At 40.2% G+C, this 13182-nt stretch carries 14 protein-coding genes; all 14 read left to right on the forward strand.

Annotated elements, in window-relative coordinates:
• The first annotated feature begins 153 nt into the window (after window positions 1–153).
• The 14 genes from M594_RS04080 to recN all read left to right on the forward strand — a co-directional run bounded on the left by M594_RS04080 (window position 154) and on the right by recN (window position 13182).
• Window positions 154–951, forward strand: a complete 798-nt coding sequence (locus M594_RS04080) for a formate/nitrite transporter family protein (protein ID WP_173876041.1) — start codon at window positions 154–156, stop codon at window positions 949–951.
• A 293-nt stretch (window positions 952–1244) separates the two neighbouring features.
• Window positions 1245–2042 carry a formate/nitrite transporter family protein gene (locus M594_RS04085; protein ID WP_000254773.1) on the forward strand — a complete coding sequence of 266 codons (798 nt, stop codon included), beginning with the start codon at window positions 1245–1247 and terminating at the stop codon, window positions 2040–2042.
• 147 nt (window positions 2043–2189) lie between these two features.
• Window positions 2190–3470 carry an O-acetylhomoserine aminocarboxypropyltransferase/cysteine synthase family protein gene (locus M594_RS04090; protein WP_173876042.1) on the forward strand — a complete coding sequence of 427 codons (1281 nt, stop codon included), beginning with the start codon at window positions 2190–2192 and terminating at the stop codon, window positions 3468–3470.
• A 95-nt stretch (window positions 3471–3565) separates the two neighbouring features.
• Window positions 3566–4840 carry a DUF2130 domain-containing protein gene (locus tag M594_RS04095; protein WP_173876043.1) on the forward strand — a complete coding sequence of 425 codons (1275 nt, stop codon included), beginning with the start codon at window positions 3566–3568 and terminating at the stop codon, window positions 4838–4840.
• Between the two features lie 189 nt (window positions 4841–5029).
• Entirely contained in the window at window positions 5030–5230 is a 201-nt protein-coding gene (locus tag M594_RS04100) for a hypothetical protein (RefSeq protein WP_173876044.1), read from the forward strand.
• Window positions 5208–6044: a hypothetical protein gene (locus M594_RS04105; protein ID WP_173876045.1), complete on the forward strand. Its 837-nt coding sequence runs from the start codon at window positions 5208–5210 to the stop codon at window positions 6042–6044. The genes M594_RS04100 and M594_RS04105 overlap by 23 nt, the downstream gene beginning before the upstream one ends.
• A gap of 74 nt (window positions 6045–6118) precedes the next feature.
• The gene (gene truB / locus M594_RS04110) at window positions 6119–6997 is read left to right on the forward strand and encodes a tRNA pseudouridine(55) synthase TruB (protein WP_173876046.1); all 879 of its coding nucleotides are present in this window, start codon (window positions 6119–6121) and stop codon (window positions 6995–6997) included.
• 110 nt (window positions 6998–7107) lie between these two features.
• The gene (udk, locus tag M594_RS04115; protein WP_001181376.1) at window positions 7108–7746 is read left to right on the forward strand and encodes a uridine kinase; all 639 of its coding nucleotides are present in this window, start codon (window positions 7108–7110) and stop codon (window positions 7744–7746) included.
• A gap of 127 nt (window positions 7747–7873) precedes the next feature.
• Window positions 7874–9214 (forward strand): exodeoxyribonuclease VII large subunit, encoded by a 1341-nt coding sequence (gene xseA, locus M594_RS04120; protein ID WP_173876047.1) that lies wholly within the window; start codon window positions 7874–7876, stop codon window positions 9212–9214.
• Window positions 9192–9404 (forward strand): exodeoxyribonuclease VII small subunit, encoded by a 213-nt coding sequence (locus M594_RS04125; RefSeq protein WP_000043226.1) that lies wholly within the window; start codon window positions 9192–9194, stop codon window positions 9402–9404. Before xseA ends, M594_RS04125 begins: the two co-directional genes overlap by 23 nt.
• Window positions 9401–10276, forward strand: coding sequence for a polyprenyl synthetase family protein (locus M594_RS04130; RefSeq protein WP_173876048.1), 876 nt, complete (start codon window positions 9401–9403; stop codon window positions 10274–10276). Before M594_RS04125 ends, M594_RS04130 begins: the two co-directional genes overlap by 4 nt.
• Window positions 10269–11084, forward strand: coding sequence for a TlyA family RNA methyltransferase (locus tag M594_RS04135; RefSeq protein ID WP_173876049.1), 816 nt, complete (start codon window positions 10269–10271; stop codon window positions 11082–11084). Before M594_RS04130 ends, M594_RS04135 begins: the two co-directional genes overlap by 8 nt.
• Complete coding sequence (locus tag M594_RS04140) at window positions 11077–11508, forward strand: arginine repressor (protein ID WP_173876050.1); 432 nt, start codon at window positions 11077–11079, stop codon at window positions 11506–11508. Before M594_RS04135 ends, M594_RS04140 begins: the two co-directional genes overlap by 8 nt.
• Before the next feature lie 6 nt (window positions 11509–11514).
• On the forward strand, window positions 11515–13182 hold the full coding sequence (gene recN / locus M594_RS04145) for a DNA repair protein RecN (protein ID WP_173876051.1): 1668 nt from the start codon (window positions 11515–11517) through the stop codon (window positions 13180–13182).

Here is a 13182-nt window from a genome sequence, read left to right on the forward strand (position 1 = left end):
AGTAAACATTTTATTTTACTGGTTCTTTTTATATTGCTTTATAAGCATGCTAAGTAATGATAAATCAATACAAATACTAGCATTTTTCAAAAACAATTACCTATTTTAATATTTTGTGTTATAATACTAAATATAAAAAAATAGGAGACGTTTATGAGTTCGTCAGAGTTTATTTCGAAGATTGATTATTATTGCCACAAGAAAGAAAGTCTTTTCAAGCAAAGTAAGTTAAAGTATGCAATTCGTTCTATGTTTGCAGGTGCTTTTTTAACCTTTAGTACAGCTGCCGGCGCTATTGGTGCAGATTTACTTAATAGTATTGTTCCAAGTAGTGGGTATTTCCTGTTCCCATTTGTTTTTGCTTGGGGGCTGGTTTATATTGTCTTTCTAAATGCGGAATTGGTAACTTCCAATATGATGTATTTAACAGCAGGCGCATTTTTGAAAAAGATTGATTGGAAAAAGGCAATGATTATTTTACTCTATTGTACTTTGTTTAATCTCATTGGTGCCTTGGTGGCTGGATGGGCCTTTGCCAACTCGTCAGCCTTTTCGCATTTGACCCATGATAGTTTCCTTCCTAAGCTTGTAGCCAAGAAATTGGCGCGTCCAAGTGATTTAGTCCTGCTTGAGGGAATTCTTGCCAATGTATTTGTAAATATTGCCATTCTTTCATCTATATTAGTCAAAGACGGTGCTGCCAAACTATGGATCATTTTATCAGCTATTTCCATGTTTGTCTTCTTGTCCAATGAGCACATCGCTGCCAATTTTGCTTCCTTTAGTATTATGAAATTCAGCATGATTGCTGATCAAGTACCTCACTTTGATCTTCCAAATATCCTTCGACATTGGGGTGTAACCTTTATTGCTAACTTTATAGGTGGAGGTCTTCTGATTGGTTTACCGTATGCCTTTCTAAATAAGAATGAAGATACATATGTTGATTAAGAAGAGTTAGTGTATCAGGGAGAGTCAGAACGATTCTCTCTTTTTTCTTTTACAAAATAGGCTTGCAGAGAAAATCGTTTTGTAAATTGTAACAACAAAATATATTAAATAGAATAAAAGTTATTCCATGCAATCTTTATATTCTAATAATTAAAAATTCTAAAAGCTTGTTATTCAAACAATGTAAACGATTACTGGATTTATAAATTTATTAAAAATACAATTAGGAAAGGCTTTTCATTATATCGATTTTATGTTATAATTATCACAAATAAAAGTTTTAGGAGTTTATTATGGTTTCTTCAGAATTTATCTCAAAGATTGAATTTGCTTGCAAGAAGAAGGAAAGTCTTTATAGTCAAAGCAAATTTAAGTATGCGATTCGTTCTATGTTTGCAGGTGCATTTTTAACCTTCAGTACTGCTGCTGGTGCGGTTGGGGCTGACTTGATTAATAAAATTGCACCAGGTAGTGGACGCTTCCTCTTCCCATTTGTCTTTGCTTGGGGCTTGGCCTATATTGTTTTCTTGAATGCCGAGTTGGTAACATCAAACATGATGTTCTTGACTGCTGGTAGTTTCTTGAAAAAAATTTCTTGGAGAAAGACAGCTGAGATTTTACTTTACTGTACCTTGTTCAACCTTATCGGGGCTTTGATAGCAGGTTGGGGCTTTGCTCATTCGGCAGCCTATGCACATCTGACACACGATAGTTTCATCTCAGGGGTTGTTGAGATGAAGTTAGGCCGTTCAAATGAATTAATCTTGCTTGAGGCGATTTTGGCAAATATTTTCGTAAATATTGCGATTCTTTCATTTGTTTTGGTCAAAGATGGTGGTGCCAAACTTTGGCTAGTTTTATCAGCAATTTACATGTTTGTATTCTTAACAAACGAGCACATTGCGGCGAATTTTGCTTCTTTCGCTATTGTGAAATTCAGTGTTGCTGCTGATTCAATTGCTAACTTCGGTGTTGGAAATATGCTTCGTCACTGGGGTGTAACCTTCATTGGGAACTTCATTGGTGGTGGTCTCTTGATGGGTCTTCCATATGCCTTCCTCAATAAAAATGAAGATACTTATGTAGATTAAGAAAATGAGCACGATTGAGTCGTGCTTTTTTCATTTTTAAAATAAGGTAATAGCTATTTCTTATATCAAAATATAGAAAACTGATATTTGTAAACTATACCTTAAGGTGCTACAATATCCTTAATCAAACTATTTGGAGGTCGCCCTATGACTCGTGATTTTAAATTTGAAACTTTGCAACTACATGCTGGTCAAGTTGTGGATCCAGCTACCAAGTCTCGTGCAGTGCCGATTTATCAAACAACATCTTTTGTTTTTGATGACACGCAGGAAGGTGCCGATCTGTTTGCCTTGAGGAAACCAGGGAACATTTATACTCGTATCACCAATCCTACAACGGCTGCTTTTGAAGAAAGAATTGCAGCTCTCGAAGGTGGTGTCGGATCTCTTGCAACAGCATCAGGTATGGCTGCAGTGACTTATACGATTTTGGCTCTTGCTCATGCAGGTGACCATGTAGTGGCAGCATCAACTATTTACGGTGGGACTTTCAATCTCTTGAAAGAAACCCTTCCTCGTTATGGTATCACAACAACCTTTGTCGATGTGGATAATTTGGATGAAGTAGAAGCAGCTATCAATGACAATACCAAGCTTGTCTTGATTGAAACCTTGGGCAACCCCTTGATTAACATTCCAGATTTGGAAAAATTGGCAGAGATTGCTCATAAGCATCAGATTCCACTTGTTTCCGACAATACCTTTGCTACACCTTACTTGATTAATGTCTTTTCTCACGGCGTAGATATTGCTATTCACTCAGCGACTAAGTTTATCGGTGGGCATGGTACGACTATTGGAGGCGTGATTGTCGATAGCGGTCGTTTTGACTGGGCGGCTTCAGGAAAATTCCCTCAATTTGTTGAGGAAGACCCAAGCTACCACAATTTGAGCTATACTCGTGATGTGGGTGCAGCAGCCTTTATTATCGCTGTCCGTGTCCAATTGCTTCGTGATACAGGTGCAGCCTTGTCACCATTCAATGCTTTCCTCTTGCTTCAAGGACTTGAAACCCTTTCTCTTCGTGTCGAACGTCATGTGCAAAATGCAGAGAAAATTGTTGATTTCCTTGTCAACCATCCTAAGGTAGAAAAAGTCAACTATCCAAAACTTGCTGATAGTCCTTACCATGCCTTGGCTGAGAAATACTTGCCAAAAGGTGTGGGCTCAATCTTTACCTTCCATGTCAAAGGTGGGGAAGCAGAAGCACGCAAGGTAATTGATCATTTAGAAATCTTCTCTGACCTTGCCAATGTGGCAGATGCTAAATCGCTTGTTGTTCATCCAGCTACAACCACTCACGGTCAATTGTCAGAAAAAGACCTAGAAGCAGCAGGTGTCACACCAAACCAAATTCGTTTGTCAATCGGTCTTGAAAATGTAGATGATTTGATCGAAGACTTGCGCTTGGCCTTGGAAAAAATTTAAAGTAAAAGAAGATAAACAGTGGGTTTTGACTCACTGTTTTTGATTTTCCCTCAGGCATGATATAATGGATAAAGAAGTCTAGAAAGAGGAACGATATGAACGAAATCAAATGCCCCAACTGTGGGGAAGTCTTTACAGTAAATGAAAGTCAGTATGCTGAACTTTTATCCCAAGTGAGAACAGCAGAGTTTGATAAGGAAGTACATGATCGGATGAAGCAGGAACTGGCCTTGGCTGAGCAAAAGGCCATGAATGAACAACAGTCTAAACTAGCTCAAAAAGACCAAGAAATTGCTCAATTACAGAGTCAAATCCAAAATTTTGATACAGAAAAAGAATTGGCCAAGAAAGAGGTTGAACAGACAAGCAATCAGGCATTATTGGCTAAGGATAAGGAAGTACAGGCCTTGGAAAATCAATTGGCGACCTTACGTTTGGAGCATGAAAATCAACTGCAAAAGACCCTTTCTGACCTAGAAAAAGAACGGGATCAGGTCAAAAATCAGCTTCTTTTACAAGAAAAAGAAAATGAGTTGTCTTTGGCTTCTCTTAAACAAAACTATGAAGCACAGCTCAAGGCAGCGAGTGAACAGGTCGAGTTCTATAAGAATTTCAAAGCCCAGCAGTCTACAAAAGCTATCGGGGAAAGTCTGGAACACTATGCAGAGAGTGAGTTTAACAAGGTCCGCAGTTTTGCTTTTCCAAATGCCTACTTTGAGAAGGATAACAAGGTCTCTGCGCGTGGGTCTAAGGGTGACTTTATCTTCCGTGAATGTGATGAAAATGGGGTCGAAATCATTTCTATCATGTTTGAGATGAAAAATGAAGCGGACGGAACAGAGAAGAAGCACAAGAATGCAGACTTTTATAAGGAATTGGATAAGGACCGTCGGGAAAAGAACTGTGAGTATGCTGTTTTGGTGACCATGCTTGAGGCCGATAATGATTACTTTAACACAGGGATTGTTGACGTCAGTCATGAGTATGAAAAGATGTATGTGGTTCGTCCCCAGTTCTTTATCCAGTTGATTGGTCTCTTGCGAAATGCTGCGCTTAATTCTTTGAAATACAAGCAAGAATTGGCTTTGATTCGGGAGCAAAATATTGACATCACTCATTTTGAAGAAGATTTGGACGCCTTTAAACTAGCCTTTGCCAAGAACTACAACTCAGCTTCGATCAACTTTGGTAAAGCTATCGATGAAATCGACAAGGCAATCAAACGCATGGAAGAGGTTAAGAAATTCCTAACAACATCTGAAAACCAACTCCGCCTTGCAAACAATAAATTGGAAGATGTTTCCGTCAAAAAATTGACCCGGAAAAATCCAACTATGAAAGCAAAGTTTGAAGCGCTGAAGGGGGAGTAGCCTTAAATATGAAATAACTTTAAAATAGTCGTATGTCTACATTAAATATTTACAACTTTATGTACAGGAAACGAAGAGCTATTTAGGAAGATAAAACTGATATGAGTTCTTACCGTACGTCACCTATGTGAAAGAGCATAATCAGGTTAATAAGATTATGCAACAGTTAAAACTACTAACGAGACTGGATTGTCAAAGGTATATCATGGAGAACAGGTTTTAAAAGCGGTAGTTGCTACAGTTTTTGTTATTGGTACTTTAATTGATGGTGTTACAGTTAGTGCATCTACATTTGTATTTGGAGTTTTGATAGCGATTCTAGTAATTGCGAGCGACTTCTTATATTTAAGTTCTACAATGGAGGATAATGGTGAAAGAGATATTAAATAACTATTCGTTGAAAATATCTAGAATTGAAATTTCAAAATTATATAATTTGACAAAAATAGTATACATTTGCTTAATTCCTATAGTTTGCCTATCATTTATAGGCATGGTTGTTGAATTATTTAAAGGTGGGGAAATGAATTTTATGAAATTCATTACTTATACTGTAGTATGTTTTGGGTTTGAGGCATTGCTTTCATTAAACAATAAACTGGTTAAATTAGCTGTAGATAATATCTTTTTGACAGATATTAATTTCGAAAAGCACATAAATTATTATCGTTATGTAGCTGAACACTCCGTTAAGTCTCAACAGCTGTTCAATAATTCAAATTATTTACTAGCTATTGCCCAATCGTCATACTACCAAGGAAAGTTTGAAGAAACACTTGATAATTTGGGACGAATAAATTTTGAGGATAAAAATTTTAATAAGAAATTTGAAATCGAATTATCCACAACTTACTTTAAGATTCTTTCTCTAATCCATGCTGATAAGACAGAGGAAATTTCGCACCAAATCGATATGTTAGCTACATTAAAAGTTCGAACAAATTCTCAGGTTGTTAGGAAGACGAATGTAATAAACATAATAAAAGCTATAGAGGATCTTGTTTTAAATAAAAAATCAAACGACTACTTCGACATTACTGAGCCAGAAAGTAAGCTAGCTCGAATCATGTTTTCTTATTACGGAGCTCTCAATGCCCAGCTAAAAGGAGATGAAGCTCGTGCCCGAAGTTTGTTTGAAAGCATTGCCCATGAAAATCCAGAACTCTTTTATGTTCAGGAAGCTAGGAAGTATTTAGAAAAATGAGCTGATATAGTTTTAAAATCTGTCTAAGATAGAATATGTTGATGTAAAGTGAAAAGGGAATTAGAAAGTAACAAATGAACGGTATTATCAACTTAAAAAAAGAAGCGGGAATGACCTCGCATGATGCGGTTTTTAAACTGCGTAAGATTTTGGGAACCAAGAAAATTGGTCATGGTGGGACCTTGGATCCGGATGTAGTGGGTGTTTTGCCCATTGCAGTTGGCAAGGCGACCCGCATGGTCGAGTTTATGCAGGATGAGGGTAAGGTCTACGAGGGAGAGATTACTCTGGGCTATTCCACGACGACTGAGGATGCTAGTGGGGAAGTGGTCGCTGAGACACCCGTTTTGTCGCCCTTGGATGAAAAGCTTGTCGATGAAGCGATTGCTAGTTTGACTGGGTCTATTACCCAGATACCACCTATGTATTCAGCTGTTAAGGTTAATGGTCGCAAGCTCTATGAGTATGCGCGTGCTGGTCAGGAAGTGGAGCGCCCAGAACGTCAGGTGACTATTTATCAATTTGAGCGAACAAGTCCGATTTCTTATGAGGGTCATATTGCACGCTTTACTTTTCGTGTGAAATGTAGCAAGGGAACCTATATTCGTACCTTATCGGTTGACTTGGGAGAAAAACTTGGCTATGCTGCCCATATGTCACATTTAACACGGACTAGTGCAGCGGGTTTACAGCTAGAAGATGCTCTTACCTTGGAAGAAATTGCTGGAAAAGTGGAGGCTGACCAATTGAACTTTCTCCATCCTTTAGAGATTGGGACAGGTGACCTTGTCAAAGTTTTCCTAACTCAAGAAGAGGCTATAGAAGTGCGCTTTGGTCGTTTTATCGAACTCGAACAAACAGAACAAGAATTAGCTGCCTTTGAAGGCGATACATTGCTAGCCATTCTAGAAAAACGGGACAATCTCTACAAACCAAGGAAGGTTTTTAGCTAATCTATCTGGAGTGTGGGGATGGAATTCTTCCCCTAGACTATCCAAATCAGACTATAAATTTTGCAAAAAATGTGATAGAATAGACGACGGATAAAAAAACGGAGGATAGCATGCAAAATAGACCAATCATTATCGGAGTGACAGGTGGTTCTGGTGGAGGTAAGACCAGTGTTTCAAGAGCCATTTTATCGCATTTTCCTGATGAAAAAATTTCCATGATTGAGCATGATTCATATTACAAGGATCAGTCTCATTTGACCTTTGAAGAGCGTGTCAAAACCAACTACGACCATCCATTTGCCTTTGATACAGACTTGATGATTGAGCAGATTAAGGAATTGTTGGCAGGGCGTCCGGTGGACATCCCGACCTACGACTATACAGAGCATACACGAAGCAGTAAGACCTATCGTCAAGAGCCTCAAGATGTCTTTATCGTTGAGGGGATTTTGGTCTTGGAGGACAAGCGTCTGCGCGATTTGATGGATATCAAGATTTTTGTGGATACGGATGATGATGTGCGCATTATTCGTCGTATCAAGCGTGATATGGAAGAGCGTGGCCGTAGCCTTGATAGCGTCATTGACCAGTACTTAGGTGTGGTTAAACCTATGTACCACCAGTTTATCGAACCAACCAAGCGTTATGCTGATATCGTCATTCCTGAGGGAGTCAGCAATACAGTGGCTATCGACCTGTTGACGACCAAGATTGCTAAGATTTTGGAAGAAGCTCGAAACAGCAAATAATCAGATGTGGAGGCCTTGCCTCCTTTTTCTATTTTTCCCTCATAATGGTACATAAATGGAGATTTTTAGGCATATTTTTGGTATAATAATACCCATGAAAGAGCAAGAAAATGAATAGTAGGTGGAGATGGAAAAGTATTTATCGGTAACAACTTTGACCAAGTATCTGAAAATGAAATTCGATAAAGACCCTTACTTGGAACGGGTCTATTTAACTGGTCAAGTTTCCAACTTTCGTAAACGACCTACTCACCAATATTTCTCCCTAAAAGATGACCATGCAGTTATTCAAGCGACTATTTGGTCTGGGATTTATCAGAAATTAGGTTTCGACCTAGAAGAAGGAATGAAAATCAATGTGATTGGGCGTGTGCAGGTCTATGAACCAAGTGGTAGCTACTCCATCATCATTGAAAAGGCAGAGCCTGATGGGATTGGTACACTTGCTATTCAGTTTGAACAACTCAAGAAAAAATTGACAGAAGAGGGCCTGTTTCAAGAGAGGTTCAAGCAACCTCTGCCTCAATTTTCTAAGAGAATTGGTGTAGTAACCAGTCGCAGTGGAGCCGTGATTCGAGATATTATCACGACTGTCAGCAGGCGATTTCCAGGTGTTGACATACTTCTTTATCCGACCAAGGTTCAAGGAGATGGAGCAGCAGAGGAAATAGCACGGAATATTGCGCGTGCTAATCAACGTGACGATTTGGATTTGCTGATTATTGGTCGTGGAGGGGGTTCTATCGAGGATCTCTGGGCCTTTAACGAAGAGATTGTGGTACGGGCTATTTTTGAATCTCGCTTGCCAATCATTTCTAGTGTTGGGCATGAGACGGATGTGACCTTGGCAGATTTTGTGGCAGATAGACGCGCTGCGACGCCAACAGCTGCAGCTGAACTAGCAACACCTGTGACCAAGTTGGATCTATTAGCTCATTTGCAAAATCAGGAAAAACGGATGGCAACAGCAGTCCGAAATGTCCTATCTAAGAAACAAGAAGCTTTGAAAAAATGCAGTCAGTCTGTTATCTTTAGACAGCCAGAGCGTTTGTATGATGGCTATTTGCAACGGCTAGACCAATTACAACTGCGTTTAAAACAAAGTTTGCGAACACGGATTTCTGATAACAAACAGACAGTACAAGCAAGGACGCATCGACTGGTACAATTATCACCCGTTACCAAAATCCAACGCTATCAAGACCGTCTAGGTCAGTTGGACAAGCTTCTCCGTAGCCAAATGGCGCTGGTTTATGATGCCAAGGTTGCTGAAGTCAAGAGATTATCAGAAGCCCTACTGATGTTGGATACCAGTCGTATCGTGGCGCGTGGCTATGCTATTGTCAAGAAAGAAGAGTCCGTAGTTGATTCGGTTGAAAATTTGAAGAAAAAAGACCAAGTGACGCTTTTGATGCGTGATGGTCGAGTAGAATTAGAGGTTAAAGATGTCAAAACAAAAGAAATTTGAGGAAAATCTAGCAGAACTGGAGACCATTGTCCAAAGTTTGGAAAATGGTGAAATTGCTCTGGAAGATGCGATTGCTGCCTTTCAAAAGGGCATGGTCTTGTCAAAAGAGCTCCAAGCGACGCTGGACAAGGCTGAAAAGACCTTGGTCAAGGTTATGCAAGAAGACGGAACAGAAAGTGATTTTGAATGAAAAAGCAAGAAAAATTAGCTCATGTTGAGTCGGCTTTGGAAGACTTTTATGGCGACCAGCAGTTTTCCTCTAGTTTGCGAGAGTCTGTTCTCTATTCGATTCATGCTGGTGGCAAGCGTATTCGACCTTTTCTCTTGTTAGAAGTTCTGGAAGCCTTGCATATTGCCATCAAACCTGCTCATGCGCAGGTAGCTGCGGCCTTGGAAATGATTCATACAGGGAGCTTGATCCATGATGATCTTCCAGCTATGGATGATGATGATTACCGTCGGGGACGCTTGACAAATCATAAAAAATTCGGTGAAGCAATGGCAATTTTGGCTGGAGATGCTTTGTTCCTCGATCCCTATGCCTTGATAGCGCAGGCAGATTTGCCAAGTCAGATCAAGGTGGACTTGATTGCTAACTTATCCCTAGCGTCAGGAAGTATGGGCATGGTAGCAGGCCAGGTTTTGGATATGGAGGGCGAACATCAGCATTTGTCTTTGGAAGAACTTCAGACCATTCATGCCAATAAGACTGGAAAACTACTAGCTTATCCCTTTCAAGCAGCTGCTATTATAGCCGAATTGGCACCTGAGATGCAGGTGAAGCTGAAAACTGTTGGTGAATTGATTGGCCTGGCTTTTCAAGTTCGAGATGACGTACTGGATGTGACAGCTAGTTTTGAGGAAATCGGCAAGACACCCCAAAAGGATTTACAGGCTGAAAAATCAACCTATCCAGCCTTGTTGGGCTTGGAAGAGGCTATTGCCTTTTGTAACCAGACTTTGGATCAAGCTAATGCAAAACTAGAGGAAATTGCTCAGCAGGTCCCTTTTGATATAGGATCGATTGTAAGTGTAGTAGAAAGTTTGAGAATCAATGGCTAAGGAAAGAGTGGATGTACTAGCTTATAAACAGGGCTTGTTTGAAACGCGAGAACAAGCCAAGCGCGGTGTCATGGCTGGCCTAGTCGTAGCAGTCCTGAATGGAGAGCGGTTTGACAAGCCAGGAGAGAAAATCCCAGATGACACCGAACTAAAACTCAAGGGGGAGAAACTCAAGTATGTCAGCCGTGGTGGCTTGAAACTGGAAAAGGCATTGCAGGTCTTTGAATTGTCAGTGGAAGGGGCAACAACGATTGATATCGGGGCCTCTACTGGAGGATTTACCGATGTCATGTTGCAAAATGGTGCCGAGTTGGTCTTTGCAGTCGATGTTGGTACCAATCAGTTGGCTTGGAAATTACGCCAAGACCCACGGGTTATCAGCATGGAGCAGTTCAATTTCCGCTATGCTGAAAAGACTGATTTCGAGCAGGAACCGAGCTTTGCCAGTATTGATGTGAGTTTCATTTCCCTCAGTCTGATTCTTCCAGCCTTGCACCGAGTGCTAGCTGATCAAGGTCAGGTGGTAGCACTTGTCAAACCTCAGTTTGAGGCAGGTCGTGAGCAGATTGGGAAAAATGGAATCATTCGAGACTCCAAGGTTCACCAGAATGTTCTTGAATCTGTCACAACTATGGCAGTAGAGGAAGGTTTTTCAGTCCTTGGTTTGGACTTTTCTCCCATCCAAGGTGGACATGGGAATATTGAATTTTTAGCATATTTGAAAAAAGAAGAGTCAGCAAACAATTGTGTTCTTGCTGAAATTGAAGAAGTAGTAGAGAGGGCGCATAGTCAATTTAAAAATGAATAAAAAAGAGAGACTTGAAAAAATTAGAAGATTTGTGACAGATTATCAAATCGGTACGCAAGAAGAAATTGTAGAACATTTGAAAGAGGCAGGAATCACTGCCACTCAAGCAACGGTATCACGAGATATCAAAGAGCTAGGTATTGTCAAAATTCCTTTGAGAGACAATACCTATGTCTATGAATTGCCAAAATCAATCGTGAAAAGTTTGCAACTGGCTGAAGACAATATCGAATCGGCAGAATTGATGGATAAGATGATCAATCTCCAAGTCATCCCAGGAAATACAGCTTTTGTAAAAGCTCAGTTAACCGAGAATTTTTCTGACAAGATTTTTAGCTGTTTAGCTGATGATAGCTCGATTTTAGTCATTGCCAGAAGTGAAAGTCTAGCTGAGAAAATCTTTGAACAAGTAAAAAATTGGTAGGTCTATATGTTACTTGAAATTTCGATAAAAAACTTTGCCATTATTGAGGCTATTTCCCTCAATTTTGAAAAGGGGATGACTGTCCTGACTGGTGAAACGGGTGCAGGGAAGTCGATTATCATTGATGCCATGAATATGATGTTGGGAGCTCGTGCTACGACAGATGTTATTCGTCACGGTGCGCCAAAGGCAGAGATTGAGGGTCTTTTCTCAGTTGAGAATAGTCGCCTTTTACAGGAAATTTTTGATGAGCAAGGTTTGGAAATGGGAGATGAAATCATCATCCGTCGAGAAATTCTGCAAAATGGTCGTAGTATTAGTCGTGTCAATGGCCAAATGGTCAATCTGTCTGTTTTGCGTGCTATTGGGCAACATCTTGTAGATATACATGGTCAGCATGACCAAGAAGAGTTAATGCGCCCTCAACTTCATATTCAAATGTTGGATGAATTTGGTGATACAGCCTTTTGGGCCTTGAAAGAAACCTATCAAACGAGTTTTGATGCCTATCGTAAAATGCGTAAGCAGGTTCTGGAAGTCAAGAAAAACCAACAGGAACACAAGGCTCGTATTGAAATGTTGGAATTTCAAATGGCAGAGATTGAGGCAGCAAACTTGCAAGCTGGTGAAGACTTATCTCTCAATCAAGAGCGAGAGAAACTTCTCAACCATAAAAACATTGCGGATACACTGACCAATGCCTACAGTATGTTGGACAATGAAGATTTTTCAAGTCTGGCTAATGTTCGTTCAGCCATGAATGACATGGAAAGTGTTGAAGAGTACGACCCTGAATACCGTGAAATTTCAAGCTCTTTGTCTGAGACATACTATGTCTTAGAAGACATTAGCAAACGTTTGGAAGCAATCATTGAGGACCTTGATTTTGATGGTAATCGTCTCATGCAGATCGAGAATCGTTTGGATCTCCTTCATACTATTACCCGTAAGTACGGTGGGACTGTTGATGATGTCTTGCTTTATTTTGCCAAGATTACGGAAGAATACAATCTCTTGACAGGAAATAACCTTTCGTCTGAGGACATGGAAGCAGAGCTCAAGAAATTGGAAGTTAATCTTGTCGACTTGGCAGGTCAGCTTGCATCTGCTCGTCATGATTTGGCTCAGCAGCTTGAAGCTGAGATTAAACAAGAACTGCAAGACCTTTATATGGAAAAAGCCCAGTTTCAGGTTCGTTTTAGCAAGGGAAAATTCAGTCGTGAGGGAAATGAAATGGTTGAGTTTTACATTTCAACCAACCCTGGCGAAGACTTTAAACCTTTGGTCAAGGTTGCTTCTGGTGGGGAATTATCCCGTCTCATGCTAGCTATTAAATCTGCCTTTTCACGTAAAGAAGGCAAGACTAGCATTGTCTTTGATGAGGTGGATACGGGAGTTTCAGGCCGTGTAGCTCAGGCCCTTGCACAGAAGATTCACAAGATTGGCCAACATGGTCAGGTTCTGGCTATTTCCCATTTGCCACAAGTGATTGCGATTGCGGATTATCAATTCTTTATTGAGAAGATTAGCAATGAGCATTCAACGGTTTCGACTGTTCGTCTCTTGACGGTTGAAGAGCGAGTGGAAGAAGTTGCTAAGATGTTGGCAGGTGATGATGTGACGGAAGCAGCCCTGACGCAAGCCAGAGAATTGTTGAGAAACAGGGAGAAATAA

Source organism: Streptococcus mitis (assembly GCF_013305725.1).
Taxonomy (GTDB): Bacteria; Bacillota; Bacilli; order Lactobacillales; family Streptococcaceae; genus Streptococcus; species Streptococcus mitis_BO.

What these genes read in the sequence shown, in the direction of transcription:
- M594_RS04080 (WP_173876041.1), top strand. Translation starts at nt 154, where the DNA reads ATGAGTTCGTCAGAGTTTATTTCGAAGATTGATTATTATTGCCACAAG.
- M594_RS04085 (WP_000254773.1), top strand. Translation starts at nt 1,245, where the DNA reads ATGGTTTCTTCAGAATTTATCTCAAAGATTGAATTTGCTTGCAAGAAG.
- M594_RS04090 (WP_173876042.1), top strand. Translation starts at nt 2,190, where the DNA reads ATGACTCGTGATTTTAAATTTGAAACTTTGCAACTACATGCTGGTCAA.
- M594_RS04095 (WP_173876043.1), top strand. Translation starts at nt 3,566, where the DNA reads ATGAACGAAATCAAATGCCCCAACTGTGGGGAAGTCTTTACAGTAAAT.
- M594_RS04105 (WP_173876045.1), top strand. Translation starts at nt 5,208, where the DNA reads ATGGTGAAAGAGATATTAAATAACTATTCGTTGAAAATATCTAGAATT.
- truB (WP_173876046.1), top strand. Translation starts at nt 6,119, where the DNA reads ATGAACGGTATTATCAACTTAAAAAAAGAAGCGGGAATGACCTCGCAT.
- udk (WP_001181376.1), top strand. Translation starts at nt 7,108, where the DNA reads ATGCAAAATAGACCAATCATTATCGGAGTGACAGGTGGTTCTGGTGGA.
- xseA (WP_173876047.1), top strand. Translation starts at nt 7,874, where the DNA reads ATGGAAAAGTATTTATCGGTAACAACTTTGACCAAGTATCTGAAAATG.
- M594_RS04125 (WP_000043226.1), top strand. Translation starts at nt 9,192, where the DNA reads ATGTCAAAACAAAAGAAATTTGAGGAAAATCTAGCAGAACTGGAGACC.
- M594_RS04130 (WP_173876048.1), top strand. Translation starts at nt 9,401, where the DNA reads ATGAAAAAGCAAGAAAAATTAGCTCATGTTGAGTCGGCTTTGGAAGAC.
- M594_RS04135 (WP_173876049.1), top strand. Translation starts at nt 10,269, where the DNA reads ATGGCTAAGGAAAGAGTGGATGTACTAGCTTATAAACAGGGCTTGTTT.
- M594_RS04140 (WP_173876050.1), top strand. Translation starts at nt 11,077, where the DNA reads ATGAATAAAAAAGAGAGACTTGAAAAAATTAGAAGATTTGTGACAGAT.
- recN (WP_173876051.1), top strand. Translation starts at nt 11,515, where the DNA reads ATGTTACTTGAAATTTCGATAAAAAACTTTGCCATTATTGAGGCTATT.